Below are 26,036 nucleotides of genomic sequence, written 5' to 3'. Positions count from 1 at the left end.
ACTGCTTCGGCATACCGAGGGTGCAATCCAGCCCCTCGCTCCCCTGTCAACGCGGAGCCATCATGCTTGAACTGAGACCGTCCTGCGAAGGTTGCGGCAAATCACTGCCGCCGAACGCGTCCGACGCGATGATCTGCACGTACGAATGCACGTTCTGTGAAGTGTGTGCGCTCAGCATGCTGCGCAATGTGTGTCCGAACTGCGGCGGCAACTTCCAGCATCGGCCAATCCGCACACGCGCGCAGTTGGCCAAACATCCGGCGCGTACCGAACCGCATCCCGTTTCCATCGATGAACCATCGCACGCAAGTTTCTTCGAGCGTTACCGGAACACGCCGCCTGCCGAACGTTAAACGAGCCCTTAGATGAAGGCGGTGGTCAATACGGCCGCCGTTTTATAGCCCGCGAGGCTGCAAATTCGACGCACCGCTCAAACCCAATACCGTCTCACTCCTCGCGGTCGTCCATTCCCGGCGTCGCAATCCCGCTGACCGTGTGCGCAGCCACGCGCAACAGGCGGATCTGTTTGCGGTAATTGCGGCAGCCGCTGCAAATCGGCAGATGCAGCCGGATCGCCACCCATTCGCCGGTCGTCAAAGGGCGGTCGAGCGCGTCCGATAACAGACGCGTGATGTTCTTACATTTCCCCATTCGCATCCTCTCTTGACAGGCCCTTTTCGCTCAGGCAAGTGCGCAAGCGCAGCCGTGCGCGGTAAATCAGCACGCTGCAGTGATTGGCGGTCATTTGCAGTTCGGCGCAGATCGCTTCGGTTTCGAGATCGAGAAATTCGCGCATCATGAACACGCGCCCAATGTGCTCGGGCAGATGTTCCAGGCACATCTCGAACAAGGTCCAGAATTGCTGCTGACGCAAGGCGGTTTCCGGTGCCGGCCAAGGTTGCGGCTTGGTCTCGCGCGACCAGTGGCCGTTGTCCTTGAAGAGTTCGCGATCGAGCAGCGTTTCGCCGTCGATTTCGGATTCGAGCGCCGACAGGTTCACAGTGCGCTGCCGGGCGCGCAACGTGTCGACGAGCTTGTGCCGCAGGATGCCGAACACCCACGTCTTATGCTCCGATTGCGCGGCAAACCGGTCGGCTTGTGTCCAGGCAGCGGCCAAAGCCTCCTGGACCGCGTCTTCGGCGGCGGCGGCATCGCGCAGTTGCAAACGGGCAAAGCGCAACAGGTCGCGCCGCAGCTGCGTCAGATAGACGGGATCGTCGAGCGCCGGCCCGCTTACTTGCGCCATGTCAGGCTCCCTCGCCGCGATCGGGGTTGTCGCAGGTTTTCTCCTGAATCGTTGTAGTTCATAAGCAAATGGGTATCTTCGCGCGGTTCCTGGGCGTGTGCGCCATTCTCCCGCACGTTCCTGCGCAAGCGAATCGGTATTGAACATGTGGCCGCCAGCAAAGGATGACCTGACGACCTTAGTCGTGCCGCAACGGGTTTTATGACAACCACACAAACTGCAAAAAACATTATTGCGAAAAATGAAATCAGGCCTGCGGCGGGGAATTTTGAACAAAGGCGCAGCGCCAGGCATGCCGCCGACCATGTCGCGGTTCACCGAAAACGGCATGTCCCGATTATTTCAATACTTGAAAAAATATCTTCTAGTCTTCGGTGTTTTTAGGCGGGCGCTGGATCGCTATTCTTCACTCCATTGATCACCCAGATCGCGAACCAAACGCCAAAGAGGAGTAGCACCATGAAACGCATTCTTTCCGCCCTGATCGCTTCCGTCGCTCTGTTTGCCGCAGCTTCGGGCGTAGCCCAGGCTGCTGCACCGGCGCAATGCAACGGCCCGGCATCATATTGCAACGTGTTCTTCGGCAACTGATCGTCGGAGTGACTTGCCGGGTTATATGCCCGGCTCCAGTTTGTTGACGAGAATGTTCTCGAAGTCCAAAGGGGCGCCAATCAAGGCGCCCTTTTTGCATTTGCTCCAAACCGTTCGACGTGCGTGCAACACCTCCGCGGAACATGGCCGCAGGCCTGCTCCATCGGCGTTCGAGCGGGATCAGATAGAAAGCGGTACGCAATACGCGGCACTCCGAAGCAACACCCGCGCCCGGCACGTAAATGCGTCTAATGCTCACTCTTCTAACGTGTTACAGTGAGCCAACAGCTTGCAGTTCCCCTGCGCGTCTTACGCAGCTTCTCAGGCATCAGCCTCTCATCACAGCGCCCTGAATCGAACGGGGTCCTTTCCTTCTACTCTTGCTTTGCGATGTCATCGGCGCGGCCGGCCAGAGGCGGCCGCTGTCTACGCACATCGTCGACCTACACCTTGTTTTTCGCTGGCACGCCGCGACTCGCCGGCGTCAAGCCGTACCCACAGCGACGCTTCAAGCGAGATCCTTCACCGGAGACGACCACCATGAGCAATACGATCAGAAGCTACCGGGGCCTTGAGATTTACCCGCTGGTATATCCGCACCAGCCGCGTTCTCCCGATGGCGCCCGCCACTACGACTCCGGCTTCGACGCCGCAGTGCGAATCTGCCGGCGCGGCACCGACGACACCTTGACCAGCAGCCGCGTGTTCCGCGTGCCGAGCCGTTCGCCATTCGGCGCGGCAGGCGACGCGCGAATTGCCTCAGCCAGTTACGCGGAGCGGGTGATCGACGGCATGGTTGCCGGCGAGTCGATCGCCGGACTCTGATGCGAGCACCGATGGCAAGCCATGTTTCCAGGCGCTCGCTGGGCGCGCATTCCCCGCCGCTCACCGGCCGCGCGAACTATCAGGTCGCGGTGTCGTCGCGCCGCACATCCAGCGGAACGGTGCCCACACTGAAAGTGACCCGTTTGAGCGACGAACGCGTGATTTACCCCTTTCAGGGCCACGCGGACATGCCGTTTTTTGAGAATGCCGATGCTGCTCAGCTGTTCGCCGAAACATATGGCTGGCAGCTGGTGGACGGGGACATCGCCGTCCCGGAGGCATAAGAAAGACGCGTGTGACGTGTAGTCGACGAACACGCGGCTCCCCCGCCACCCAGCCGTGGCGTCACGTGAAATTGCTGCGCCGCCGCGAATCACACGGCCCGGCATCAACGCCAGCCGCTACGGGCGATCAGATTTTCCCGCCGCCGTCGATGCCATTTCCCTGGCGCCACACTGCCTTGCCCCGTTCGGATAGCTCGCCGCTGCTATGGACCGCGTCCGCTTCGGTGCCGTCGACAGCCATTTCGCCGCCAGCTTGCTCCTGCGACCGCTGCTTTTGCTTCTTTCGTGCGGCCACGGCTTCGTCGTGCGACTTCCCTGCATAGTTCTGAGTCATTGCGATACTCCGTGAAGTAGGTGAAAAAACGCCCGTTTGCCTCAAAACGTCCTAAGCCGGAAGCATGCTTGATTGACAAGGCAAAAGTACCAGTTATCCACAAGGTTATTCAGTGAATCTGTGGATAACTTTGGGCGCGATCGGGTTATCCACTGGCAGCGACAGGAGCCACGGGTCATGCACCGCCCGCGGATGGCGTTTTTCTACCCGCCGCCGCCATCGCGAGCAGCTTTTGCCTATGATGGACAGTTCGTACCCTTCCGCGCGTCAAGCGCCTCATCTCAAGGAAACGAATCATGGCCCATCACATCGCAGTGGTTGTCGGCAGCCTGCGCCGCGAGTCGTTTAATCGCCAGTTGGCGCAAGCTGTGATTTCACTCGCCCCCGCGGACTTCACGTTCGAATTCATCGATATCGGTGCGTTGCCGCTCTACTGTCAGGACTATGACGCCGACTATCCCGAAGTCGCCAGACAACTGAAACAGCGCATCGAAGCCGCCGACGGCCTGCTATTCGTCACACCCGAATACAACCGCTCGATGCCGGGTGTCCTGAAGAACGCGATCGACTGGGCTTCGCGCCCGTGGGGCACCAATTCGTGGGCCAGGAAGCCCGGCGCGGTGATCGGCACCTCGGTCGGCGCCACCGGCACGGCGCTCGCTCAGCAGCATCTGCGCAATGTGCTGGCCTACCTCGACGTCCCCACGCTCGGCCAGCCTGAAGTGTTCATCAAGCACGACCCTGCGGTGATCAACGAGAAAGGCGAGATCGTGAATGACGGCATCCGTAAGTTCCTGCAGACGTTCGTCGACCGCTACGTCGCGTGGGTGAAACTGAATGCCGCGGCCTGACGGCGGCTTCGCGAAAGCCTGAATCTCCAAGTCCCTTAAGCGCCAAGCCAACATTGAAGCGCCGATATTGCCGCTAACTCACGGCACCGTCGGCGCTGGCACCGCGTCGGCCTAGACGTGGTGATGCCCGGTTACCCGTTCCCAGCCGTGACGTACGGCGAGCTTGAAGCGCTCCCACGTGCTGTCCGGCGAGGTGGTTTCCCAATGACGCCGGGCTTCCGGCTCGACGTCGTCCCATGGCCTGTCGCGATAACGCTCATCTTGAGCAATCTCGGCGCCGTAGCGATACGCCGGCACGTAATCTTCATAGCGCGCGTTCTCGGTCGAATATTGCTCGTCGTAATGGGCGCGGAAATCCTCTTCGTATTCCAGATACTCGTTCGGCATCTGACCGCCTAAGCCCGCGGTCGGCTGCCCCGCTTCGGAAACGACTTCCGACGGCTGCAAGATCGCGCCCGAACCAGGCATCGAACCGGCAGCGATCGCGCTGCGTCCCGCGTCGCCGACCAGCGGGTCGATGACTGGCTCGTTGACTGGGTCGCGCACCGGCCGCTCAGCCAGCGGCGGCGGGACAAACGGCTCGGCGTCGGTGCCCATGAGCGGCGCCGGATAAAGTGGCTCGGCCGGGGTTGCGGGCCGGGCCGTCGAAGCGGGCGTCCTTGCACCAGGCATGGCAACGCCCGCTGCCGCCGCGCTCGAGGTATGCGGCGTACCGGGCGTCACTGCGCCGATGCCGAGTTCGTCGAGGATCGAATGATCGCGACTCGCTTCCGGCTGCGTGTCCCAATCGGACGAGCGCTCGCCGATGTCGGTCGCGCCCAGCCTCGTCAAGGTGTTGCGAGCAAGTTCCGCGTGCGACTCGCTGGCCGCGCTGACGCACACCAGCACCGCGCCCAGGCGCACGGCTTCCGCGTAGCGTGCCGTTTCCGGGGCTCGGGAGCCGGTCGAAAACAGGCTCGAGAGAAAGCGTTCGATATTGGCGAGCACGCCGGAACCGGCAACCTCATCGGTTGCGGAGCCGACGGAGGGTTCCGGATTCGCCTGCAACTCGATCGTTTCGCGTGCAAAACCGGTCTGTACAAGCGTGTCGCGCGCGGCTTCCGCGTGGGAATAGGTGTCGAATAAACCAATCACAGTGTGTCGCATGGCTGTCTCCCGACGTATTTGATTGGAACGGCCGGCGCGACCACGCGCGGGCCTCCTTCCGCAAATACGCCGCAACGATCATGCCGGGCCGGCTGGACGCGCCCGCACGCCCGTTGGCACTTGTCTGAGCAGATCGGACCGCGCAAGCGCGCGGCGCCGTGCCGCCGCGCTTTTACAATCGGTGGTAAATCGCTAGCGAAAGGCGGCGAGCCTGAAGCCGCAGGCTTTAGTCGGCGGGATGGGTTGCCGCGGCCGGATCCGCGCCGGTCTGCGCGAGGTCGCGCTGGATTGCTTGCAAGAGTTTTTCCAGCAATGCGATATCGAAGGGTTTGGACAGCACTCGCACGTCCACATGCCGCGCGCGGTCGAGTTCCTCCGCGTAGCCGGTGACCAGAATGACCGGCAGTTTGGTGTCGAACGCCAGTACGGCTTCGGCCAGGTCGATGCCGTTCATCGTGCCGGGCATGTGAATGTCAGACAGCACCAGATCGAACGGCAGCGGCTCGCCGGTGCGCGCCTGCCTTGCGTGGGCGTCGTCGAACAGGCGCAGCGCGGTGTCGGCGTTGAACACGCACGTGACCTGGTGGCCCATCATCTGCAATAAAGCTTCCGTGCCCGCGGCGACCTCATCGTTGTCCTCGACCAGCAGAATGCGCAGGCCTTGCGGCGCGCTGCTTTCGTCGACGCCCGCTTCCACGGGCACATCCGCTTGGGGGGCGGCGGCGGCGCGCGGCAGATAAAGCCGCACCGAGGTGCCCGCGCCGATCGCGCTGTCGATCGCGGCAAGCCCGCCGGAGCGCTCGCAGAAGGCGAAAACCTGCGGCAGGCCGAGACCGGTGCCCATGCCCTTCGGCTTCGTCGTGAAAAGCGGTTCGAAGGCGCGCGCGAGGACCTCAGGCGGCATGCCGCCGCCGGTGTCTTCGAGCAAGAGTTGCACGAAGTCGCCGGTCAGTGGAAAGCCGTCCTCGCGGCGGAAGTTGAGATTGGCGGCGCGAACCGTGAAACGGCCGCCGTTCGGCATGGCGTCGCGCGCGTTCACGGCGACATTGATCAGCGCCAGTTCGAGCTCGGCGACGTCGACACGCATCGGCCAGATACCGGCGCCGATGTCCATCACCAGCGAAATTTTCGCGCCGAGCGACGCGCGCAGCAGTTCGCGGCACGCCGGCAGCCAGCGTTCGAGCGCCAGCGTCTCGCTGCGCAACGGCTGCTTGCGCGCCACGCCGAGCAATTGCCGGGTGAGCGACTGACCGCTCTTGAGCGCGCGCTCCATCGCCGACAATTCGCGGTCGAGTCCCGGCGTGCCGCGCCGCCGGACGATCTGCACGTTGGCGGAGACAATCATCAACAGGTTGTTGAAATCGTGGGCGACACTGCCGACCAGATTGCCGAGCGCCTCCATCTTGCGCGACTGACGATAGGCGGATTCGATCGAGCGCCGCATTGACGCCTCGGCCTGCCAGCGCTCCCACGCCTCTTCTTCGGCGCCCAGGCGCCGCAGCGACAGCCAGATCACACACCACAGCACGATGGACGGCGTGAACATGGACAGGATCAGCATGCTCAGGTGCCGGTACCACGCGGCCCAGATCGCCGAGGTGCGATAGCCGCACGACACGTACACCGGGTAGGCGCCGACACGCCGGAAGGCGAGGATCACATTCTCGCCGTCGAGGTCGGAATGCATTCGTACGACGCCGGCGCGCCGCCCTTGCGTCAGTGCTTCCGCCAGCGGCGAGTTCGGCGGCACCGCCACCGGCTCGCGCGGGCGGCGCGGATAGTGCGCGAGGACCGCGCCGTCGGTGCGCAGCAGGCTCATGGTCATCGGCGTGCTCGCGCCGCCGCCGAGCAGTTCCCGGTAGAACGCGTCGAAATAGCTGGGCCGCAGCGCGACGGAGACGACGCCGGCAAACGAGCCGTCGGCGGCGTGCCGCTCCACCCCCGTGTTGAACACCTGCTCGCCCACCACGTGTCCCGTCATCACCTTCGAGACATGTTCGAGGCCCTTGCCGTCGCGAATGCCGACGAAATCTTCGCGATCGGCGATCGACAGCGCCGGCACGGGATAGAAACGGCTGGTGGCGAGCAGATCGCCTTGCTGGCCGAAAATCGACACGGCCGCGACCTGAGGATAGCCGCCGCCCATGGTGCGCAGCTTCTCGTGAATCTCGCCTTCTTTTGCGCGAATGCCGTTGTCATCCAGACCTTGTGTCAGGTCGACGATGCGCGCGTCGAGCGTCTCGTTCATGTCGAACACTTTCAGTGCGTGTTCTTCCGCCACGCGCACGGTGCGCAGCGTGACGTCGGTCGCGTCGGCCATGCGCGCGTGCAGATCGCTGTACGCCATCGCTGCGACGTACACGCACGGCAGCACGATGGCCACGATCAGCAGGGCGATCAGCGTGATGCGCCGGACGTGGAAATTCTGTTCCGGCACGACGGGGAACAGCGCCTCGTCCTGACGGCTGGCGGAAAGGCGGCTCGCTTCGGGCGGGTCGAACCGGTTTGGGGTCATGGTCGATAGCGAGGATCGTTCGGGACGCAAGGGTCGGGTGTCGGCCTGATATCGGCCTCATACAAAAAGCATAGACATGCCGCGGCGGTACTCGTTACCGTGACCAATGATCGTCTCCGGATTTGTCTGCCGTCTAATAAGTGACAAATCGGGAAGCGCAAACGTACACAAAAGTGTAAATTCAAAAAAATATCCTCTGAATCTATCAAAAAATGTTCCTAAATAACGTTTAACAGGAAATTATTTTTAGTTAGAGTGAATATGGCGGGTTGCCTTTCCGCCGTTTTACTTCGAGAATCGATGTCATCACAAAAAATGTATCCGCCATGTTCGGATACATCTGCCGCGAGGGCAGCCAGACGACGCGCACAACGCGTAACGGAGGGCGCTCGCGTGGAAAACGCGCGCGGCAAGGGGACCAAGCCCGATCCATGAAGCCGCGCGGATTGATCTTCGGGGTAGGCTTCGAACATGCTGGTCATAGCCATCGTTCACCGTGCTCGCACGCATCCCTGCGTGCCTATGAGTGCTGTCAAAAGCGGTTCCATCAAAAGTGCCTCACTGCAGGCACTCCCCGCTCGTTTGCAAGCTTCATTCTCGCAAGCCTCAGTTCGCGTTGCCGCGAGCCGACAGACCGCGCGCTAAAGAAATCGCCGCTACCCACCGTTAACGCGCCAGAGCTTATTCCGCTTACCGACCCGCCCATGCCTTTGCCTATTGTGATCGCCGACGATTCATTGCTTGCCCGCAAGGTGCTCACCAAGGCATTGCCGCCGGACTGGGAGGTCGACGTGTCCTATGCCGCGAACGGGCGCGAAGCGCTCGTTCTGTATCGCGAAGGCAAAGCCTCGGTGATGTTCCTCGATCTGACGATGCCGGACATGACCGGCTACCAGGTGCTGGAAGCCTTGCAGCATGAGGACCTGAACACCTTCGTCATCGTCGTCTCCGCCGATGTTCAGCCAATGGCCCAGTCGCGCGTGCGCGCGCTCGGCGCCGCTGCCTTCATCGCCAAGCCCGTGACGCCCGAGGCGCTACTACCCATCCTCAAGGAGTACGGGTTGTATGTCTGAGCCAGTTCTCACCGAAGACCAGCGCGACGCGCTGCAAGAGGTCGCCAATCTGGCGATGGGCCAGGCCGCGACGCGTCTCGCGGGCCTGCTCGACGCATTCATCGAATTGTCGGTGCCGCGCGTGAAGGTGGTGGCAGTGAGCGAGGCGGCTGAGGCGCTGCGCCAGATGACCGGGATCGAAGACACGGTGAGCGCGGTGCGCCAGGGCTTTCGTTCCGACATCAAGGGCGAAGCGCTGGTGATCTGCCGCAGCGACAGCGTCGATCAGTTGTGTTCGCTTGTCAGCGATCCGTACTCGCGCTCGACCTATGAAGCGGTGAGCCAGAAAGAACTCGTGTTCGACGTCGCGAACGTGCTGACGGGTGCGTGTGTCTCGTGCATTCTCGACCAGCTCGGCCGCACGCCGGTCTTCTCCGCGCCGGGCCTGCTCGGCCAGGCGCTGACACTCGACGAAGTGTTCCAGCCCGGCGTGCTGCAATGGGAAGTCGCCTTGCTGGTGGAAGTCAATTTCGCGCTCGAGGATCAGAGCTTCCGCGCGCACCTTGTGATGCTGATGGCCGAAGAGTCGATTCGCCACATGAGCGCGGCGCTCGACGAGCTGTTGTCCAGCCTATGAATATGCCTGTGAATATGTCTGTCGATATGCCTGTGAAGTCGTTGAGCGATCTGGTTGTCGAACGCGTCGGTTTCGGTATCTTCGTGCTCGATCGCGATATGAATGTGCTCATGTGGAACCGCTTCATGCAGGATCACAGCGGCTTGTCGCCGGACCAGGTGGTGGGCAAATCGCTCTTCACGCACTTTCCGGAAGTGCCGCGCGTGTGGCTGGCGCGCAAGATTGAAAGCGTGTTTCAGCTCGGCAGTTTCGCATTCAGTTCGTGGGAGCAGCGCCCGTATCTCTTCAAATTCGATCACGACCGGCCGATTACCGGCGGTGTCGATTTCATGCAGCAGGACTGTACGTTCATGCCGCTCATGCGCGATCGTGAAGTGGTGGCCGTGTGTGTGACCATCTCCGACGTGACGCATGTCAGCATCATGCAGCGAGAACGTGAAGAGGCAGTCGCCAAGCTGCAGGAATATGCGGACCGGGATGGTCTGACGGGCATTGCCAATCGCCGTTTCTTCGAAGCGCGTTTGCGCGATGAGTACACGCGCTGGCAGCGTTACGGCGGCGAGTTGTCCGTGCTGCTGTTCGACCTCGATCACTTCAAGAAGATCAACGACCAGTTCGGCCACGGCGTCGGCGATACGGTGTTGCGCGTGATGGCGCAGCGGGTCGCCGGCGTGGTGCGGGCGCAGGACACCTTCGGGCGTTTCGGTGGCGAGGAGTTTGCGTTGCTGCTGCCCTGTACGCCACTCGAAGACGCGATGCGGGTCGCCGAAAAGATCCGCTGCACGATCGCCGATACGCCTGTCGAAGTGCAGGGCACGAGCGTGCCGGTGACCGCGAGCGTGGGGGGAGCGGCGGCACGCGTGGGCGTGCCGGCGTACGACGTGCTGATCAATGAAGCCGACGCGGCGCTGTATAGCGCCAAGCGGCAGGGACGCAACCGCTCGGTGGCGTTTATCTGAGCCTTCCGGCCCCCTATTCGCCGCCCAACAGCGGCATCTCACAAAGATTGTTATACTTTTCGCCGTTTCCGGCATCCCTGCCGGGTGTTTCGCGCGTGTCCGCGCGCGCGGGCCGCCTGCCCTGCGGGTAGGCATTAAAACTTCTTGAACGCCTTTCAGCGGGCGCCTCCAGCGGAGATCGTCTTGGCTGTTTCCAATCTTGTCGTGGACGATACAGAAATCGACGCCGCAGCCGCCACGTCCGGCAGCTCGTTTTATCTCGCGATGCGGATCCTGCCGGCCGCGCAGCGCGATGCGATGTATCAGGTCTACGCTTTCTGCCGCGCTGTCGACGATATCGCCGACAGCGACGACCTGCCACGCGCCGAACGCGCCGCCGCGCTCGAGCGCTGGCGTGCCGACATCGACGCGTGCTACGCCGGCGCACCGCGCGCTTCCTTGCGCGCGCTGACGCGACACATTCATACGTTCCATCTGCAACGCGAAGACTTCCACGCGATGATCGACGGCATGGCGATGGACGCCGCCGCCGACATCTGCGCGCCCGACGAAGCCATGCTCGACCTGTATTGCGACCGTGTCGCGAGTGCGGCGGGCCGCCTGTCGGTGAGGATATTCGGGATGCAGGAGGAGCCGGGCCGTTTGCTCGCGCACCATCTGGGCCGCGCGCTGCAACTGACCAACATCCTGCGCGATATCGACGAAGACGCCGGCATCAATCGCTGCTACCTGCCGCACGAGTTGCTGGCGCGCGAAGGCATCGCGGTGACGAGCCCGACGCAGATCGCTGACGATCCGTCTTTGCCGCGCGTCTGCGCCACGCTCGCCGAGCGCGCGAGGCAGCATTTCGCCGCCTCCGACGCGATCATGGACCGCGAGCCGCGCAACCACGTGCGTGCGCCGCGCATCATGTCGGGCGTGTATCGCGTGCTGCTCGACCGCACGCTCGACCGCGGTTTCGACATTCCGCGTACGAAGGTCAGCAAGCCGAAGCTGCGCATGCTGTGGATCGTCGCGCGTTACGCGCTCTTCTGAGCTGATGCAAAAGCTCGTCCATGTGATCGGCGCCGGTCTCGCCGGCCTCGCCGCCGCGGTGCAATTGCAGCGGCGCGGTGCACAAGTCGTGTTGCATGAGGCGGCCGAGCAGGCCGGTGGCCGTTGCCGTTCGTATTACGATTCGAAGCTCGGCGTGACCATCGACAGCGGCAATCACAGGGTGCTGTCCGGCAATTTCGCGACGCTTAACTATCTGCGGGCGGTCGGCGCTGCCGACGAGTTGATCGGCCCGGCCCAGCCCGAGTATCCGTTCGTGGATCTGGCGACGCGGGCACGCTGGACCGTGCGCCTGTCGCCGGGCCGCTTGCCCTGGTGGATCTTCGACCCGAACGCGCGCGTGCCGAACACCGGGCCGACCCACTATCTGACGCTCGTGCCGCTGCTGTTCGCCAAGCCCGGGCGCAGTGTGGCGCAGACCCTGCGCTGCAATGGCCCGCTATGGGACCGCCTGCTGCGGCCGCTGTTTCTCGCGATGCTCAATATCGAGCCGCGTGAAGCCTCGGCGGAACTCACGGGCGCCATGGTCAGGGAGGCGCTCGTCGCCGGCGGTCTGGCGTGCCGGCCACTGGTACCGCGCAACGGCCTGAGTAGCGCCTTTGTCGATCCGGCGCTGCGGCTATTGCAGCATGGCGGCGCGGCCATCCGGCTCGGTTCGCGCCTGACGGACCTCGTATTTGCCGACACCGGTCGTGTCTCGGCGCTGAATTTCGCGGACGAAAGCATCGCGATCGATGCCAATCAGGCCGTGGTGCTCGCGGTGCCGCCGGATGTTGCACAGACGCTCGTGCCCGGTTTGCGCTCGCCGAGCCGCTTCGCGGCGATCGCCAACGTGCATTTCGCGATCGAGCCGCCGTTCGGGATGGCGCCGGTCACGGGGCTGCTCAACGCGACGGCCGATTGGCTGTTCGCCTTCGAGGGCCGCGTGTCGGTCACGATCAACGCCGCCGAACGCCTGCTCGACACACCGCATGAAGCGCTCGCGAAAACCATCTGGGCCGAAGTGGCCCAGGCCGTCAATTTGCCGGCCGAGCCGATGCCGGCCTGGCAGGTCGTGATGGAAAAGCGCGCGACGTTTGCCGCCTTGCCGGACCAGGAAACACTGCGTCCCGGCACGCGCACTCGCTGGAACAATTTGATGCTCGCGGGCGACTGGACGGCTACCGGCCTGCCCGCGACGATCGAAGGCGCGATTCGCTCCGGCCAGAAGGCCGCGGACACGCTGCTGAATCAACCGATGGAACGCCGATGAACGATTTATCTCAAGCCCAGCCACTGGACGCCGTCCTGCCTGAATTCGCCGATGCCGCGCTGAATGCGTCGAAGGCTGCGCCCGTCGCCGTGCCGCACGCTTCCGCTGAGCCGCTCGATGCCGCGATCACACGCGCCACCGACGCGATCCTCGCCGCGCAGAAGCCGGACGGCCACTGGGTCTACGAACTCGAAGCCGACGCGACGATTCCCGCGGAATACGTCCTGCTGGTCCACTATCTCGGCGAAACGCCGAACGTGGAACTGGAGCAGAAGATCGCCCGCTATCTGCGCCGCATCCAGTTGCCCGGCGGCGGCTGGCCGCTCTTCACCGACGGCGCGATCGACGTCAGCGCCAGCGTGAAGGCGTACTTCGCGCTGAAAATGATCGGCGACTCGCCCGATGCCGAGCACATGATCCGCGCGCGCGAAGCGATTCTGGCGGACGGCGGCGCGGAAACCGTGAACGTGTTCACGCGGATTCTGCTCGCGCTGTTCGGCGTGGTGTCATGGCGCGCCGTGCCGATGATGCCCGTGGAAATCATGCTGTTGCCCCAATGGTTCCCGTTCCATCTGTCGAAGGTGTCGTATTGGGCGCGCACCGTGATCGTGCCGTTGCTGGTGCTGAACGCGAAGCGGCCGGTGGCGCGCAATCCCCGCCGCGTGCGTATCGACGAGCTGTTCCGCGCCGCACCGGTCAACACCGGCATGCGTGATCGGGCGCCGCATCAGCACCTCGGCTGGTTCCGCTTTTTCCGTGGTGTCGACGTCGTGTTGCGCACCATCGACGGCCTGTTTCCGAAGACGACGCGCGAACGCTCGATGCGCGAGGCGGTGAAGTTCGTCGACGAACGGCTGAACGGCGAAGACGGCCTCGGCGCGATTTTCCCGGCCATGGCCAACTCGGTGATGATGTACGACGTGCTCGGCTATCCGGCCGATCATCCGAATCGCGCGATTGCCCGTCAGTCGATCGAAAAGCTGCTCGTCGTCAAGGACGACGAAGCCTATTGCCAACCGTGTCTGTCGCCGGTGTGGGATACCTCGCTGGTGGCGCACGCGTTGATCGAGACCGGCGAAGCGCATGCTGAGCAAGCGGCCGAACGCGGGCTCGCGTGGCTGCGTCCGCTGCAGATTCTCGACGTGCGCGGCGACTGGATCTCACGCCGTCCGAACGTGCGTCCCGGCGGCTGGGCGTTCCAGTACAACAACGCGCACTATCCGGACGTCGACGATACGGCCGTGGTCGTGATGGCGATGCAACGCTCGGCGGCGCTAACGCAATCGGATGTCGATCGCGAAGCCATTGCGCGGGCGCGCGAATGGGTGGTCGGCATGCAAAGCAGCGACGGCGGCTGGGGCGCGTTCGAACCGGAAAACACCCAGTACTACCTCAACAACATTCCGTTCTCCGATCACGGTGCGTTGCTCGATCCGCCGACCGCGGACGTGTCGGGCCGTTGCCTGTCGATGCTCGCGCAACTCGGCGAATTGCCGCGAGGCAGCGAGCCGGCGCAACGTGCGTTCGACTACATGCTGAAGGAACAGGAATCGGACGGCAGCTGGTACGGCCGCTGGGGCCTGAACTACATCTACGGCACGTGGACGGCGCTGTGTTCGCTGAACGCCGCCGGTCTGCCGCATGACGACCCCCGTATGAAACGCGCCGCGCAGTGGCTCCTGTCGATCCAGAATCAGGACGGCGGCTGGGGCGAGGGCGGCGAGAGCTACAAGCTCGATTACCGCGGCTACGAGCGTGCGCCGAGCACGGCTTCGCAAACCGCATGGGCGCTGATGGGCCTGATGGCGGCGGGCGAGGTCGATCACGAGGCGGTCGCGCGCGGCGTCGAGTATTTGCAGCGCGAACAGCGCGAGCACGGCCTGTGGGACGAAACGCGCTTCACGGCAACCGGTTTCCCGCGTGTGTTCTATCTGCGTTACCACGGTTATCGCAAGTTCTTCCCGCTGTGGGCGCTGGCGCGCTTCCGTCATCTGAAACGCAACGGGCTGACGCGCGTCGCGGTCGGAATGTAACGGATGGCGTTTTCGACAACACCGTCAGCCAACGGCGGCTGCAGCACCTTGCCGGTGATCGTGGTGACGGGTATGGCGTTCGAAGCGCGCATCGCCCGCGGCAAGGGTGTTGAAGTGGTCTACGCGGCGCGCGCCGATCTGCTGGAGCGGGCGTTGAGCGCCGCGGTCGCGCGTGGTTGTGCGGGGATCGTCAGTTTCGGAACGGCCGGTGGTTTGGCGCCTGACCTGGAGCCGGGCACGTTGATCGTTGCTGAGGCCGTCGAGGGGCCGTTTGGACGGCTCGAGACCGATCGGCCATGGGCTGACAGGCTCGCCGCCGCGCTTGTCACTGGGCCGCTGGCGGCGCGTCTGCGGCGCGGCCTGATGGCTGCCGTCACCACGCCTTTGGTCAGCGCCGACGACAAGCGCGCGCTGCATCGCTCGAGCGGCGCTTTGGCGGTCGATATGGAATCGCATATTGCCGGCGCGACGGCCGCCGCGCATGGTCTGCCGTTCGCGGTGTGCCGCGCGATTGTCGATCCGGCCTGGCGGACGTTGCCTTCCGCTGCCACCGCCGGCTTGCGTGACGATGGCACCACGGCGCTGGGGCCGATTTTGCGGGAGTTGCTGCGGCAACCGTCACAGCTCGGGGCGCTGCTTCAGGTCGCCGTCGATGCGCGCGCGGCGCGGACCTCGCTGGTGCAGGCACGGCATGCGATGGAGGAGGCTAGGGTTTTGCAGATGGGGGTTGGCTGATTGTTTTTGCCGCTGTCGGCGTGGTGCTCGGCGGCGCCGATTTGGGCTTTTCTTGAACTGGTTCTTTGGCCTTTCCTTGTTTTCTTATTGGTCTATTAGCGTCGCCCCTGTGCGGGGCGGCACCTACTTTTCTTTGCCGGCCGCAAAGAAAAAGTAGGCAAAAGAAAGCGGCTCACACCGCCAGCTCATAAGTGGGTCCCCCGCACAGTCACCGTAGTGGCGCATCTGGAATCCGTGCCCTCGCACATTCAGCGTGAGTGACACAGCCGTCATTCTTCCAGCGACGCTTCGCGCGCCGAAGCGCTCTTCATAAACCCCCCGTTTGAGGCGCTCTTCGGCGACCCGTGCGGCTTTGCTGCGCCGGGTCGTCTCGTCTCGTCTCGTCCAAGACCCCTCTTGCGTCGCGGGAACGGCTTCCTGCGGTTTCTTGTTCGCCGGCGCGGTTTGCGGGATGGCGATTTGAAACAGCGTGATGCTCACTGACGAGTCGGGCCATCTGTGGAAATGAGAAGGTGCTCATGCTATGTCCAGTGAACGCAAAGGGTAAGAGGGCGATCGGAGACGCTGCATCGCTCGCACGGTGACAATCCGGGTACCCCTGCGCGTGGCTGAGCTTGCTGTACGTTCTCGGTTCAACCCCATCCCTTGATTGTTCATTTGTCGCGAAAAGGCATTTCGGTGGGAGCGAATCTTATCTGTCTCCGTATCCGCTAGAGTTAGGCATTTGAAAGGCGACGCATACGCGATAAAGTGTGTGCGGGCGCCGTCCCGCAGGTCGAGAAACGGCGATTCAGTGAAGGCAAAGCCATCGGCCGATGTCAAAGCAAGAAGTGGTTTCACGCGTCTTGCGACCAACCCACTACGAGGCAACTATGAGAATCGCTGGCGCGCAGTTCTTCGACGCAATGCGTGCGTCCATCCAGCTGGAGAAACAACAGGAGAAGGACAAGAACGCAGCGGCCGGTCCAAAGGGCGCAAATGGTTCGGGCGAGGCTGATGTCGCCCACGACGGAATTACCGCCGAGGACCTGGAGAAATCGACGCTGATGGGTATGCTTTTTCCGGTGCCCCCGGCTGATGGCACCGATAAGACTGAGCATCCGCCCACTGCTGCGCAGGCTGCCGATGGCGCTGTTCCGAAGCCTGGGAACAGCGTCGACATTTACGTCTGAGCGGGCAGAGACTGCTGGACGCCAGAAACTGCATATGTCGTGAGGACGGACCGGCCTTCTTCAGGGCCGGGGCCATCCATCCGCGGCCTCACCGCTTCGTATGCTAATTTCCCAGCCCGCTCTTCGAGGCCACCCGGCAGCTTGAGGCTTGCCGCATGTCCGACCCACACCCCTTATTGTGTCGCCGGAACGACTTCCTGCGGTTTCTTGTCCGTGGGCGCGGTTTGCGGAGATGGCGTCGGTGTAGTGACGCCCGAGGCGGCAGCAGGCGCCGCCGCCGGTGCGTTCGGCGTTCCGCCCGGATCAGTGTAGTTCGGTACGCCTGCCGGGCCGCCCGTGGTGCTTCCCGAGGCGGCGTTCGGGGCCTGCGGGGCGTCGCCCGGGTCCGTGTAGTTCGGCACGCCTGCGGGGGCGCCCGTGGCGCTCCCAGATGCCGCGTTCGGCGCTTGCGCTGCGTCGCCCGGGTCCGCGTAGTTCGGCAAGGCCGCCGGGGCGCCTGCGGCGGGGGCGGCTGCGCCGGACTCGCCGCCCTCGTCGTCGTAGTTCGGCAGCGGCGCGGCGTTGTCGCCCGTGCCACGCAAACGCGCGCGGCGCTGCTGGCTATAGGCGTCGCGTACGAACGAATACTTGTCGAGCGCGGCCTGTTGCAGCAGGTCGGATGCGCCCAGCAAGTCGGAGCGCGTACTCACGAAATGCAACACGTACAACGGATTGCGTGTCGCCGGCTCGATGTAGTTCAGCGGGTTGAATTTCACGTCCACGATCAGACCCATGCTGTCACGCACCGTGCTCGGGCCGAATAGCGGCAAGACGAGGTAGGGGCCCGACGGCACGCCCCAGTGCCCCAGCGTCAGGCCGAAGTCCTGATGATGCTTCGGCAGACCGGCCGGCGTCGCCCAATCGAGCAGGCCGCCAAGTCCGAAGGTCGAGTTGAACGCGAAGCGCACGATGTCTTCGGTGGCGTCCGTGATCTTCAACTGCAACAGGTTGTTGGCGGCGTTGCTCAGGTCGCCCAGATTCGAAAAGAAGTTGCTCACAGCGGTGCGCAAGGGCTGCGGCGTCACCTTCTGGTAACCCTTGGCGACCGGCACGGCGACGTAGCGGTCCAGACCGTCGTTGAAATTGAAAATTACGCGGTTCGCCGGTTCGAACGGGTCGCCCGGCTTGCGGTCGGGGCCGGTCGCGCAGCCGGACATCAGACCGGTGGCGGCCAGCGCCAGCACGGTGGTTCGCAGCTTCATGCTTATATTCCTTTGTGCTTCGCGCGACGTGGGCGCGGCTTGCCCATCAGCACGGGTTGGAACACCACCGCGCCGATCAGCGTACAAAACAACGAGAGTGCCAGCAAGCGTCCCATGCTCGACGTGCCCGGATGGTGCGACAGCCAGAGGCTGCCGAACGCCGTCGCCGTGGTCGCCGCGCTGAACAGCACGGCATGCGTGAGGCTCGACTGCAACAGGCCAGTCTGCCCGTTGCGCCACGCCATCACGAAGTAAATCTTGAATGCTACGCCGACGCCGAGCATCAGCGGCAGCGCAATGATGTTCGCGAAGTTCAGCGGCATGCCGAACACCACGCACAACTCCAACGTCACCAGCGCCGACACCAGCAGCGGCACCAGCGTGCGCAGCATGTCGCCGACGCGCCGCAGTGCGATCCACAGCAAAACCGCGATCGACAGCAACGCATAGCCGGCGGCCTGCAGGAACGCCTTGATGATCGTGTCCGCGGAATGCAGGATCGAAATCGGGCCGCCGATCGCGTCCGGTTCGGCTTTCTTCACGGCGTGCGCGAAGCGGGCGAGCGTCGCGTCGTCGTTCGGATCGGTGCCGGCCTTGACCTTCGGCGCGATGTCGACCAGTGCGCGGCCGTCCTTCGAGAGCCAGCTCGTGGAGATCTCCTTGGGCAGGTTCTCGCGCGTGATCTCGGTGGGTTGCAGCAGATCCGCCAGTTGCTTCAGCGCGATGCGCAGCGGCTCGGACAGCGCGGTTTCGGCCCGGTCGCGCGTGGCGGCGTCGGCGGCGGCCAGCTTTTGCAGCGTGGTGGACAGGTGCTTGGCTTCGGCGGCGCCGGGGCCCGGGTGGTCGTCGGCGGCGAGCGAGAGCTGGTTCGACGCGCGTTTGAGCGCGGCGACCCGCACCGCGTCCGTGGCTTGAGGCGAGGGCTGCTGCTGCAGCGCGGGCAACAATTGCTGCGCCGCGCTCGCAATCAGCATCAGCTTTTGCTGCTGCTCGGCCGGAACGAAGCTGTCCAGCGTGGTCACGCGGCCGACTTCCGGCAGCGTGCGCAGATGCGCGGCCTTCTGGTCCGCGTCAGCAAGCGTGGGCGCCAGCACATGCACGTTGTTGACCGCCGCTTCCGGCGAATCCTTCAGCGACAGCAGCGTCGCCATGGATTCCGTGTGCGGATCCTTCAGATGCAGCGGGTTGAAGTCGAAGCGCAGATGCGTGAGCAACGGTGTGGCGCCGATCACGAGGATCAGCGTGCCGATCAGCACGGGCTTGCGGTGATGATCGAGGAAGTCGTCGACGGGGGCGAGTTGCTTGAAGCCGGGCGAAGCGGCCTCGCCGGGCGGATTGAAGATTTTCAGCAGCGCCGGCAGCAGCGTCATGTTGGTGAGGTACGCGACGAACATGCCGACGCCGGCGATCTCGCCCAATTCCGACACGCCGCGGTAAGCCGTCGGCAGGAACGAGAAGAAGCTCAGCGCGACCGCCACGGCAGCGAGCGTCAGCGGCACGCCGATGCTGTGCGCGGTATGCACGAGCGCGGCGGAAAGACGGTCGTCGCGATGACGTTCCTCACGATATTTGACGCCGAACTGCACGCCGAAATCGACCCCGAGCCCGACGAACAGCACCATGAAGGCGACCGAAATCATGTTGAGCGCGCCGACCAGCAGCAGGCCGAGCGCCGCGGTGATCGCGAGCCCGACGAACAGCGTGATGAAGACCGCGAGGATCATGCGGCCCGAACGCAGCGCCAGCCACAGAATGACCAGCACGACGATGAAGGTGCCGATGCCGTTGAGCACGGCGCCGTCCTTGACCGATGCGAATTCTTCGTCGGCGAGCGGCTGTTCGCCGGTCAGGCGGACCGTGGCGCCATAACGCGTATCGAGATGCAGCGCGGCGGCGGTGTCGCGGATCGATTTCGAGGCGGTCGCGCCCGGCTCCAGCGCGTCGTAGTTCACCACCGGCTGCACCGTGACGAACGCGCGCGCCGGCTCCGTGGCGGCGCTTTTGTCGACCAGCGCGCGCCACGAGAATGCCGCCGGCCGGCCGGCCAGCACCTGGTCGAGCGTGGTTGCGCTTTGCGACAGCAAATGGCTCATGTCGGCCAGCTTCACCTGACCCAGTTGCAGCGGCAGCAACAGGCTCGTGGTGAGCGTGCCGGCGAGCCCGGTCAGGCTCGGATCGTGCGCGAGGGCATTGACGAGCGGGCGGGACTGGACGAGCTGCGAGGTGGTTGAGAGGACCTCATCGGTTGCTGGGAACAGCAGACCATTGTGTTCGAAGAACGGACCGCCGGCGGGCTGCGAGACCGCGACAAACTCCTTCGGATCGGCTTTGAGCGCGGCCGTCAGGGCATTGGCGGCGGCGTCGGCAAACTCCGGGGCGCGGGCTTCGACCACCACCAGCACGGTTTGACCGCGGTCCGGGAAGGCCTCGTCCATCGCATTTTCAAGCGAGGACCATTGTTTGTCGGTCTCGATGAGCTTGCTGATATCGGTGTTGATCTTGAAGTTATGGGCGACATAGAATCCGCTCAAAACGGCGAGCACGAGCGACAGAGCGATAATCCGTGACGGATGACGCACCGAATAGGCGACGAGACGGACGATAGATGACTTCAGCATGTAGGCGGAGAGGGCCTTATCACGGATGGTGTTTTCGACGAAAGTGCACAAGTATACAGAGCCGGAGCGGTTCGGCTCCATTTCGGTAGCAAGGACGGCTCCCGGACGGTGCACATGGGGCGGGAACGCATTATCGGTATACTTGGTCTATCCTGCTTTCGCCACGGGCTTGCGAGCCCGCCGGCGCTTACTTCTTGGGGTTTTGGCAAGCGTATGAAACGTTATCTGTCTGCTTTTCTGGCTGCGGCCGTAGTGTCCACTGCGGCTTATGCGCAAAGCGCGCCCGATGCGATGGTGAAGAGTGCCGTCGAAGGCACGGTTGCCGCGATGAAGGCTGATCCGCAGGCGCGTGGCGGCGATATGGCGAAGATCACCGAGCTGGTTCAGACGCGCTTTGTGCCGGCTACCGATTTTCAGCGGACCACGCGGATCGCGGTTGGCAAGGCCTGGAGCACGGCAACGCCCGAGCAGCAGAAGCAGCTGTACGAGCAGTTTACGTTGCTGCTGGTGCGCACGTATGCGGCATCGCTGTCGCAGTTGCGCGATCAGGATGTGAAATTCAAATTCTTGCCGGTCAGCGTGCCTGCCGGTGCCAGTGATCTGGTCGTGCAGTCGCACGTGATCAGCAACGGCGGAGACGATGCCATTGGTTACCGGCTGACCAAGGGCCCCAACGGTTGGAAGATTTACGACATCAACATGATGGGCGCCTGGCTGATTCAGGTTTATCAGACGCAGTTCGCCGATCAGCTTTCCAAGGGCGGCGTTGATGGGCTGATCAAGTTCCTGACGGCGCATAACGCACGAAGCGCTGGCTGACGTCAGGCAAAAGATTCACGCACAAAGAAAAAAGCGCGGTGGCAATCAGGCCACCGCGCTTTTTTTGCAAAACCTGCACATCATCGGGCGGATGGAATGGCTAAAACCACCCTAAGCCATCCCAAGCCGCCCTAAGCAAACTTAGTGTGCCGAAGCGGAGGCTGCCGTCTGCACCTTCTTGCCCTTGCCCGCACGCCCAATCTCTTCGAGCTTGATCTCGACGTGCCGCGAGAACACGTACTCGGCCGGACGCTGCTTATCCAAAGCAATATCCTTGACGAAAGCGCCGGACGTCTTCGGACCGCGCAGGCTAACCTTCAACGCCTTCAGCGGATGCGCAACCGTATCCATCACGGCCGTTGCTTCGAAACCGCAGTGCACCATGCAGTCCGCGCACTTTTCGTAGTTACCCGTGCCGTACTTTTCCCACTCCGTGGTTTCCATCAATTCCTTGAAGGTCTTCACGTAGCCTTCGCCGACGAGGTAGCACGGCTTCTGCCAGCCGAACACGGTACGCGCCGGGTTGCCCCAAGGCGTGCACTCGTAGGTCTGATTGCCGGCGAGGAAGTCGAGGAACATGCCCGACTGGCTGAACGACCAGTTCTTGCCGTTGTTGCCGCGCTTGAAGATCTCGCGGAACAGGTGCTTGGTCTTGTCGCGGTTCAGGAAGTGCTGCTGATCCGGCGCGCGTTCATACGCATAACCCGGCGAGACGGTGATGCCGTCCACGCCCATCGGGCCCAGCGTGTCGAAGAATGCGGCGACGCGTTCCGGCACGGCGTCGTTGAACAGCGTGCAGTTGATGTTCACGCGGAACCCACGGCGCTTCGCTTCCTTGATCGCGGCCACTGCCTTGACGTACACGCCTTCCTGCGACACGGAGTGATCGTGCGCCTGTTCGTCGCCGTCCAGGTGAACCGACCAGACGAAATACGGATTCGGCTCGTAGTCGTCCATTTTCTTTTCCATCAGCAGCGCGTTCGTGCACAGGTACACGAACTTCTTGCGCGCGATGATGCCCTTCACGATCTGCGGCATTTCCTTGTGCAGCAGCGGCTCGCCGCCGGCAATGGAAACAACCGGTGCACCGCATTCGTCGACTGCGCCAAGGCATTCCTCGAGCGACAGACGCTGATTCAGGATGGGATCCGGATAATCGATCTTGCCGCAGCCATTGCAGGCGAGATTGCAGCGGAACAGCGGCTCCAGCATCAACGCGAGCGGGTAGCGTTTGTTACCGGAGAGATGCTGACGCATGATGTATGCGCCGACCCGGACTTTCTGTAGCAGCGGAATAGACAAGACGTCCTCCTTAAACTTCGCGTGCAGCGAGTGGTTGCATCAGTTTCGATGGCAACTTGAATTCGACTTTCTCTTCACGGCCCGCCATCGTCGTGACATCGACGGGTCCCAATGCGCGCAGCGCATCAATTACGTTCTTCACCATTTCTTCCGGTGCCGAAGCACCGGCTGTGATGCCGACGGTCTGCACATTCGCAAACCACTCCGGCTTCACTTCCGAACCGTCGGCGACGAGATAGCTCGCCACGCCGGTTTCGCTGCCGATCTCGCGCAGCCGGTTCGAGTTCGAACTATTGGTTGCGCCTACCACCAACAGCACGTCGACCTCTTTGCTCAGTTCGCGCACCGCCGCCTGGCGGTTTTGCGTGGCATAGCAGATGTCGCGCGTGTCGGGACCGACGATGTCGGTAAAGCGGCGCAGCAAGGCATCGATAATGCCACGTGTGTCGTCGACCGACAGCGTGGTCTGTGTGACGTACGCGAGCGGCGTATCGTGCGGCAGGTCCAGATGCGCGACTTCGGCCTCGCTTTGCACCAGCAGCACCTTGCCCGGAATCTGGCCGACCGTGCCTTCCACTTCCGGATGGCCGGCGTGGCCGATCAGAATCAGCGTACGGCCCGCGGCCACATATTGGCGCCCTTGCACGTGGACCTTGGTCACGAGCGGGCAGGTCGCGTCGAGCACGTCGAGGCCGCGCTGTTCCGCGTCGCGCTCGACGGTCTGCGCGACACCGTGGGCGCTGAAAATCGCCACGGCGCCTTGCGGTACCTCGTCGAGTTCCTCGACAAAGCGCGCGCCTTTCTGGCGCAAATTGTCCACCACGTGGCGATTGTGAACAATCTCGTGGCGAACATACACGGGTGCCCCGTGTTGCTGTAACGCGCGATCGACAATCTCAATGGCGCGTACAACACCCGCGCAAAAGCCGCGGGGTTGAGCAAGGATGACTCGCATAAATTGGCGAACTCCGACTGACGCGGGTTTCGAAGAAGCCGGTAATTCTGACTTTATCGCCGCGATCATCTATCTAGTTGACGTCTTGAGCCCCGGCGATGAGCCGGTACAGCAAAACCAAACGCGCATTCTAACGCTATCAGGCCGGCTTTGCTTCGAGGCCCCGCCAAGGTGTTGGGCAGGCGCCGCGCCATGGGTCCGGCGTCCGGCGCCCTGTGCATGGCATAACCGGCAATCATTACACGCTGCAGCGGTTTGGCGGAACCCTTAAACTACGTGGTCCTGCGGCGCATGTTGGCGGCCGCATTACAGAATGGTTTCGAGGCTCGCTGGATGGACGTCGATCAATACGAAAATTTTCCGGTCGCGAGCGTGTTGCTGCCGAAGGCGCTGCGCACGCCAATCGACATTATCTATCAGGTTGTTCGCACCGCTGCCGACATCGCCGATGAAGGCGACTGGAGTCCGGCCGAGCGCCACGCCCGCCTCGCCGACTTCCGCGCCGGCCTCGACGCGATAGCGGAGCGGCGCGCGGCGCCGGTGCATCCGCTGCTGTTCGGCAAACTCGCCGGTGTGATCGCGCAGTATAAACTGCCGCTCGCACCGTTCTACGATCTGCTCCATGGCTGCGGGCAGGACATCGACACCACCCGTTACGCGGATCGGACCGCTTTGCTCGACTATTGCCGTCACTCGGCAAGCCCGATCGGCCAGCTGATGCTGCATCTGGTAGGCGCTGCCACGCCGCAGAATCTCGCCGACGCCGAAGCGATCTGCACGGCCTCGCAACTGATCAGCTTCTGGCAGGACGTGTCTGCGGACTGGAAAAAAAATCGCCTGTATCTGCCGTTGGCGGATCTGCGGCGCTTCAACGTGACCGAGGCGCAGATCGCCAAGGGCGTCGTCGACGATGCATGGACGAAGCTGATGGCCTACGAAATTTCGTTTGTGCGGGCCACGCTGGTACGCGGCGCGCCGCTCGCGTTGCGGATTCCCGGGCGGCTCGGTATCGAGCTGTGTGGCGCCATCCACGGTGGCCTGCGCATCCTCGAGCGGATCGAAAAGGCCGGCTATGACGTGTTTCGCGAGCGGCCGGTGCTGAACACGTTTGACTGGTGCATCGTCGCGGTGCGCACTTTGGTGATGCGCCTGTCGCGGCGGGTCGGCGTGGAAGCGGGTTCACTCGAGGGTAATGCTTAATGGCGGGCTTAATGGCGGCGGTTCTATTTCTTCTTTCGGGTCTTTCGCTGCTGATCTGGGGTGTGTTGCTGTTGGCGCGGGGCGGTTTCTGGCGGACGCGTCCCGCTGCGCCGCTGACGCTCGAACCGCGTGAAACCTGGCCGGCGGTTGCCGCCGTGGTGCCGGCGCGCAATGAGGTCGATGTGATCGCGCAGGCGGTCACCACCTTGCTCGAGCAGGACTATGCGGGCGAATTCCACGTCATCGTCGTGGATGACCACAGCACCGACGGCACCGCCGACGCCGCTCGCGCGGCCGCGTTGCAACTGCAATGCCCCGATCGCCTGACGGTGTTGAGCGCGAAGCCGCTGCCGCCGGGCTGGTCCGGCAAGGTGTGGGCGCAGTCGCAAGGTATCGAAGCGGTGCGCACGCTCGGGCTGCGCGCCGATTTTCTGCTTCTGACCGACGCCGACATCGGCCACCCCGCTGACGCCGTCGCGCAACTCGTCGCCCGGGCTGATGCGGAAAAGCGCGATCTCGTCTCGCTGATGGTGCGCTTGCGCTGCGACTCGTTCTGGGAAAAGGCGCTGATTCCGGCCTTCGTGTTCTTCTTCGCCAAGCTGTATCCGTTCACGTGGGTCAACAACCCGCGCAACCGCACGGCGGCGGCGGCGGGCGGCTGCATGCTGGTGCGGCGCAGCGCGCTGGAAGAAGCGGGCGGCATCGAGTCGATCCGCGCCGAGCTGATCGACGATTGCAGCCTTGCCGCGCGGATCAAGCATCGTGGCACGGGGCGTCATCCGATCCGTCTGGATGTGGCGGCGCGCAGCGTGTCGTTGCGTCCTTACGATAGCTGGCGCGATATCTGGAACATGATCGCGCGCACGGCCTTTACGCAGTTGCATTATTCGCCGCTGCTGCTGGCAGGCACGCTGCTGGGCATGACGATCATTTATCTGATGCCACCGGTGGCCGCGCTGGTGCTCGGTCCGCTGGGCTGGCCCGCGTGGCTCGCGTGGGCGCTCATGTGCTGCGCTTATGCGCCGATGCTCAGCTATTACCGCCGTTCGCCCCTTTGGGCCCCATTTTTGCCGCTGGTGGCGTTGTTCTATGTCGGCGCGACGTTTGCGTCGGCGGTGCGCTACTGGCGCGGCAAGGGTGGGCAATGGAAGGCGCGTGTGCAGGCGCCGGTGCAGGAGCGCTGAAACACGCGCTCAAGGATTTGTCGGACGAAAAA

Annotated in this window: 26 protein-coding genes; 16 read left to right on the top strand and 10 right to left on the bottom strand. The window is 63.4% G+C overall.

Features of this window, described 5'->3' with window-relative positions; translation table 11 throughout:
- The first annotated feature begins 62 nt into the window (after positions 1–62).
- Positions 63–353 carry a DUF1272 domain-containing protein gene (locus PQR53_RS03240; RefSeq protein ID WP_408451108.1) on the top strand — a complete coding sequence of 97 codons (291 nt, stop codon included), beginning with the start codon at positions 63–65 and terminating at the stop codon, positions 351–353.
- A 94-nt stretch (positions 354–447) separates the two neighbouring features.
- On the opposite strand, the gene PQR53_RS03235 is transcribed toward PQR53_RS03240, so the two are convergent.
- Both PQR53_RS03235 and PQR53_RS03230 read right to left on the bottom strand, forming a co-directional pair.
- Positions 448–657 (bottom strand): zf-HC2 domain-containing protein, encoded by a 210-nt coding sequence (locus tag PQR53_RS03235; protein WP_408451107.1) that lies wholly within the window; start codon positions 655–657, stop codon positions 448–450.
- Positions 638–1,246 carry an RNA polymerase factor sigma-70 gene (locus tag PQR53_RS03230; protein ID WP_408451171.1) on the bottom strand — a complete coding sequence of 203 codons (609 nt, stop codon included), beginning with the start codon at positions 1,244–1,246 and terminating at the stop codon, positions 638–640. The genes PQR53_RS03235 and PQR53_RS03230 overlap by 20 nt, the downstream gene beginning before the upstream one ends.
- Before the next feature lie 459 nt (positions 1,247–1,705).
- Here PQR53_RS03230 and PQR53_RS03225 point away from each other — a divergent pair, with 459 nt between their 5' ends.
- The 3 genes from PQR53_RS03225 (at position 1,706) to PQR53_RS03215 (ending at position 2,946) form a co-directional block, all read left to right on the top strand.
- Entirely contained in the window at positions 1,706–1,837 is a 132-nt protein-coding gene (locus tag PQR53_RS03225; protein ID WP_408451106.1) for a hypothetical protein, read from the top strand.
- A 540-nt stretch (positions 1,838–2,377) separates the two neighbouring features.
- Positions 2,378–2,662, top strand: coding sequence for a hypothetical protein (locus PQR53_RS03220; protein ID WP_179739894.1), 285 nt, complete (start codon positions 2,378–2,380; stop codon positions 2,660–2,662).
- An 11-nt stretch (positions 2,663–2,673) separates the two neighbouring features.
- Positions 2,674–2,946 carry a DUF6723 family protein gene (locus PQR53_RS03215; RefSeq protein ID WP_408451105.1) on the top strand — a complete coding sequence of 91 codons (273 nt, stop codon included), beginning with the start codon at positions 2,674–2,676 and terminating at the stop codon, positions 2,944–2,946.
- A gap of 127 nt (positions 2,947–3,073) precedes the next feature.
- Here the strand turns inward: PQR53_RS03215 and PQR53_RS03210 are convergent, their stop codons facing one another.
- On the bottom strand, positions 3,074–3,280 hold the full coding sequence (locus PQR53_RS03210) for a hypothetical protein (protein ID WP_408451104.1): 207 nt from the start codon (positions 3,278–3,280) through the stop codon (positions 3,074–3,076).
- A gap of 296 nt (positions 3,281–3,576) precedes the next feature.
- Between PQR53_RS03210 and PQR53_RS03205 the strand changes: the two genes are divergently transcribed.
- The gene (locus PQR53_RS03205) at positions 3,577–4,131 is read left to right on the top strand and encodes an NADPH-dependent FMN reductase (RefSeq protein WP_408451103.1); all 555 of its coding nucleotides are present in this window, start codon (positions 3,577–3,579) and stop codon (positions 4,129–4,131) included.
- 111 nt (positions 4,132–4,242) lie between these two features.
- On the opposite strand, the gene PQR53_RS03200 is transcribed toward PQR53_RS03205, so the two are convergent.
- Together PQR53_RS03200 and PQR53_RS03195 are read right to left on the bottom strand one after the other, a co-directional pair.
- On the bottom strand, positions 4,243–5,277 hold the full coding sequence (locus PQR53_RS03200; RefSeq protein ID WP_408451102.1) for a hypothetical protein: 1,035 nt from the start codon (positions 5,275–5,277) through the stop codon (positions 4,243–4,245).
- Positions 5,278–5,503: 226 nt separating this feature from the next.
- Complete coding sequence (locus PQR53_RS03195; RefSeq protein WP_408451101.1) at positions 5,504–7,792, bottom strand: hybrid sensor histidine kinase/response regulator family protein; 2,289 nt, start codon at positions 7,790–7,792, stop codon at positions 5,504–5,506.
- A 704-nt stretch (positions 7,793–8,496) separates the two neighbouring features.
- On the opposite strand from PQR53_RS03195, the gene PQR53_RS03190 reads away from it, so the two are divergent.
- The 7 genes from PQR53_RS03190 to PQR53_RS03160 all read left to right on the top strand — a co-directional run bounded on the left by PQR53_RS03190 (position 8,497) and on the right by PQR53_RS03160 (position 15,513).
- Entirely contained in the window at positions 8,497–8,865 is a 369-nt protein-coding gene (locus tag PQR53_RS03190) for a response regulator (RefSeq protein ID WP_408451100.1), read from the top strand.
- Positions 8,858–9,481: a chemotaxis protein CheC gene (locus tag PQR53_RS03185; protein WP_408451099.1), complete on the top strand. Its 624-nt coding sequence runs from the start codon at positions 8,858–8,860 to the stop codon at positions 9,479–9,481. The genes PQR53_RS03190 and PQR53_RS03185 overlap by 8 nt, the downstream gene beginning before the upstream one ends.
- A gap of 14 nt (positions 9,482–9,495) precedes the next feature.
- The gene (locus PQR53_RS03180; protein ID WP_408451170.1) at positions 9,496–10,440 is read left to right on the top strand and encodes a sensor domain-containing diguanylate cyclase; all 945 of its coding nucleotides are present in this window, start codon (positions 9,496–9,498) and stop codon (positions 10,438–10,440) included.
- A gap of 183 nt (positions 10,441–10,623) precedes the next feature.
- Entirely contained in the window at positions 10,624–11,475 is an 852-nt protein-coding gene (hpnD, locus tag PQR53_RS03175) for a presqualene diphosphate synthase HpnD (protein WP_408451098.1), read from the top strand.
- Positions 11,476–11,479: 4 nt separating this feature from the next.
- Positions 11,480–12,745 (top strand): hydroxysqualene dehydroxylase HpnE, encoded by a 1,266-nt coding sequence (gene hpnE, locus PQR53_RS03170; RefSeq protein ID WP_408451097.1) that lies wholly within the window; start codon positions 11,480–11,482, stop codon positions 12,743–12,745.
- On the top strand, positions 12,742–14,778 hold the full coding sequence (shc, locus tag PQR53_RS03165) for a squalene--hopene cyclase (protein WP_408451096.1): 2,037 nt from the start codon (positions 12,742–12,744) through the stop codon (positions 14,776–14,778). Before hpnE ends, shc begins: the two co-directional genes overlap by 4 nt.
- Before the next feature lie 3 nt (positions 14,779–14,781).
- Complete coding sequence (locus PQR53_RS03160; protein WP_408451095.1) at positions 14,782–15,513, top strand: phosphorylase; 732 nt, start codon at positions 14,782–14,784, stop codon at positions 15,511–15,513.
- A gap of 123 nt (positions 15,514–15,636) precedes the next feature.
- Here PQR53_RS03160 and PQR53_RS03155 read toward each other — a convergent pair whose 3' ends face one another.
- Positions 15,637–15,993, bottom strand: a complete 357-nt coding sequence (locus tag PQR53_RS03155; RefSeq protein ID WP_408451094.1) for a hypothetical protein — start codon at positions 15,991–15,993, stop codon at positions 15,637–15,639.
- A 392-nt stretch (positions 15,994–16,385) separates the two neighbouring features.
- Between PQR53_RS03155 and PQR53_RS03150 the strand changes: the two genes are divergently transcribed.
- The gene (locus PQR53_RS03150; protein WP_408451093.1) at positions 16,386–16,685 is read left to right on the top strand and encodes a hypothetical protein; all 300 of its coding nucleotides are present in this window, start codon (positions 16,386–16,388) and stop codon (positions 16,683–16,685) included.
- 173 nt (positions 16,686–16,858) lie between these two features.
- On the opposite strand, the gene PQR53_RS03145 is transcribed toward PQR53_RS03150, so the two are convergent.
- Entirely contained in the window at positions 16,859–17,926 is a 1,068-nt protein-coding gene (locus PQR53_RS03145) for an MlaA family lipoprotein (protein WP_408451092.1), read from the bottom strand.
- A gap of 2 nt (positions 17,927–17,928) precedes the next feature.
- Complete coding sequence (gene hpnN, locus PQR53_RS03140) at positions 17,929–20,544, bottom strand: hopanoid transporter HpnN (protein WP_408451091.1); 2,616 nt, start codon at positions 20,542–20,544, stop codon at positions 17,929–17,931.
- A 213-nt stretch (positions 20,545–20,757) separates the two neighbouring features.
- Here hpnN and PQR53_RS03135 point away from each other — a divergent pair, with 213 nt between their 5' ends.
- Positions 20,758–21,363, top strand: a complete 606-nt coding sequence (locus tag PQR53_RS03135) for an MlaC/ttg2D family ABC transporter substrate-binding protein (protein ID WP_408451090.1) — start codon at positions 20,758–20,760, stop codon at positions 21,361–21,363.
- A gap of 141 nt (positions 21,364–21,504) precedes the next feature.
- Here PQR53_RS03135 and hpnH read toward each other — a convergent pair whose 3' ends face one another.
- Positions 21,505–22,665 carry an adenosyl-hopene transferase HpnH gene (gene hpnH, locus PQR53_RS03130; RefSeq protein ID WP_179739922.1) on the bottom strand — a complete coding sequence of 387 codons (1,161 nt, stop codon included), beginning with the start codon at positions 22,663–22,665 and terminating at the stop codon, positions 21,505–21,507.
- 10 nt (positions 22,666–22,675) lie between these two features.
- A complete protein-coding gene (ispH, locus tag PQR53_RS03125; protein ID WP_408451089.1) occupies positions 22,676–23,620 on the bottom strand; it encodes a 4-hydroxy-3-methylbut-2-enyl diphosphate reductase in 945 nt (314 codons plus the stop codon).
- 333 nt (positions 23,621–23,953) lie between these two features.
- Between ispH and hpnC the strand changes: the two genes are divergently transcribed.
- Complete coding sequence (gene hpnC / locus PQR53_RS03120; RefSeq protein ID WP_408451088.1) at positions 23,954–24,820, top strand: squalene synthase HpnC; 867 nt, start codon at positions 23,954–23,956, stop codon at positions 24,818–24,820.
- An 11-nt stretch (positions 24,821–24,831) separates the two neighbouring features.
- On the top strand, positions 24,832–26,004 hold the full coding sequence (locus tag PQR53_RS03115) for a glycosyltransferase (protein ID WP_408451087.1): 1,173 nt from the start codon (positions 24,832–24,834) through the stop codon (positions 26,002–26,004).
- Positions 26,005–26,036: the final 32 nt, after the last annotated feature.

Source organism: Paraburkholderia fungorum (genome assembly GCF_046027605.1).
GTDB lineage: Bacteria > Pseudomonadota > Gammaproteobacteria > Burkholderiales > Burkholderiaceae > Paraburkholderia > Paraburkholderia fungorum_F.
The sequence above is the reverse complement of the archived record's forward strand: the minus strand, read 5'-3'. Positions and strand labels throughout refer to the sequence as shown.

Excerpts from the sequence above, each read along its gene's own strand:
- ispH (WP_408451089.1), bottom strand. The coding sequence starts at position 23,620 with ATGCGAGTCATCCTTGCTCAACCCCGCGGCTTTTGCGCGGGTGTTGTA.
- PQR53_RS03195 (WP_408451101.1), bottom strand. The coding sequence starts at position 7,792 with ATGACCCCAAACCGGTTCGACCCGCCCGAAGCGAGCCGCCTTTCCGCC.
- hpnC (WP_408451088.1), top strand. The coding sequence starts at position 23,954 with ATGGACGTCGATCAATACGAAAATTTTCCGGTCGCGAGCGTGTTGCTG.
- PQR53_RS03150 (WP_408451093.1), top strand. The coding sequence starts at position 16,386 with ATGAGAATCGCTGGCGCGCAGTTCTTCGACGCAATGCGTGCGTCCATC.
- PQR53_RS03205 (WP_408451103.1), top strand. The coding sequence starts at position 3,577 with ATGGCCCATCACATCGCAGTGGTTGTCGGCAGCCTGCGCCGCGAGTCG.
- PQR53_RS03240 (WP_408451108.1), top strand. The coding sequence starts at position 63 with ATGCTTGAACTGAGACCGTCCTGCGAAGGTTGCGGCAAATCACTGCCG.
- PQR53_RS03215 (WP_408451105.1), top strand. The coding sequence starts at position 2,674 with ATGGCAAGCCATGTTTCCAGGCGCTCGCTGGGCGCGCATTCCCCGCCG.
- PQR53_RS03145 (WP_408451092.1), bottom strand. The coding sequence starts at position 17,926 with ATGAAGCTGCGAACCACCGTGCTGGCGCTGGCCGCCACCGGTCTGATG.
- PQR53_RS03220 (WP_179739894.1), top strand. The coding sequence starts at position 2,378 with ATGAGCAATACGATCAGAAGCTACCGGGGCCTTGAGATTTACCCGCTG.
- PQR53_RS03225 (WP_408451106.1), top strand. The coding sequence starts at position 1,706 with ATGAAACGCATTCTTTCCGCCCTGATCGCTTCCGTCGCTCTGTTTGCC.
- PQR53_RS03190 (WP_408451100.1), top strand. The coding sequence starts at position 8,497 with ATGCCTTTGCCTATTGTGATCGCCGACGATTCATTGCTTGCCCGCAAG.
- PQR53_RS03210 (WP_408451104.1), bottom strand. The coding sequence starts at position 3,280 with ATGACTCAGAACTATGCAGGGAAGTCGCACGACGAAGCCGTGGCCGCA.
- PQR53_RS03230 (WP_408451171.1), bottom strand. The coding sequence starts at position 1,246 with ATGGCGCAAGTAAGCGGGCCGGCGCTCGACGATCCCGTCTATCTGACG.
- PQR53_RS03200 (WP_408451102.1), bottom strand. The coding sequence starts at position 5,277 with ATGCGACACACTGTGATTGGTTTATTCGACACCTATTCCCACGCGGAA.
- PQR53_RS03135 (WP_408451090.1), top strand. The coding sequence starts at position 20,758 with ATGAAACGTTATCTGTCTGCTTTTCTGGCTGCGGCCGTAGTGTCCACT.
- PQR53_RS03160 (WP_408451095.1), top strand. The coding sequence starts at position 14,782 with ATGGCGTTTTCGACAACACCGTCAGCCAACGGCGGCTGCAGCACCTTG.
- PQR53_RS03185 (WP_408451099.1), top strand. The coding sequence starts at position 8,858 with ATGTCTGAGCCAGTTCTCACCGAAGACCAGCGCGACGCGCTGCAAGAG.
- hpnN (WP_408451091.1), bottom strand. The coding sequence starts at position 20,544 with ATGCTGAAGTCATCTATCGTCCGTCTCGTCGCCTATTCGGTGCGTCAT.
- PQR53_RS03180 (WP_408451170.1), top strand. The coding sequence starts at position 9,496 with ATGTCTGTCGATATGCCTGTGAAGTCGTTGAGCGATCTGGTTGTCGAA.
- PQR53_RS03235 (WP_408451107.1), bottom strand. The coding sequence starts at position 657 with ATGCGAATGGGGAAATGTAAGAACATCACGCGTCTGTTATCGGACGCG.
- PQR53_RS03115 (WP_408451087.1), top strand. The coding sequence starts at position 24,832 with ATGGCGGCGGTTCTATTTCTTCTTTCGGGTCTTTCGCTGCTGATCTGG.
- hpnE (WP_408451097.1), top strand. The coding sequence starts at position 11,480 with ATGCAAAAGCTCGTCCATGTGATCGGCGCCGGTCTCGCCGGCCTCGCC.
- shc (WP_408451096.1), top strand. The coding sequence starts at position 12,742 with ATGAACGATTTATCTCAAGCCCAGCCACTGGACGCCGTCCTGCCTGAA.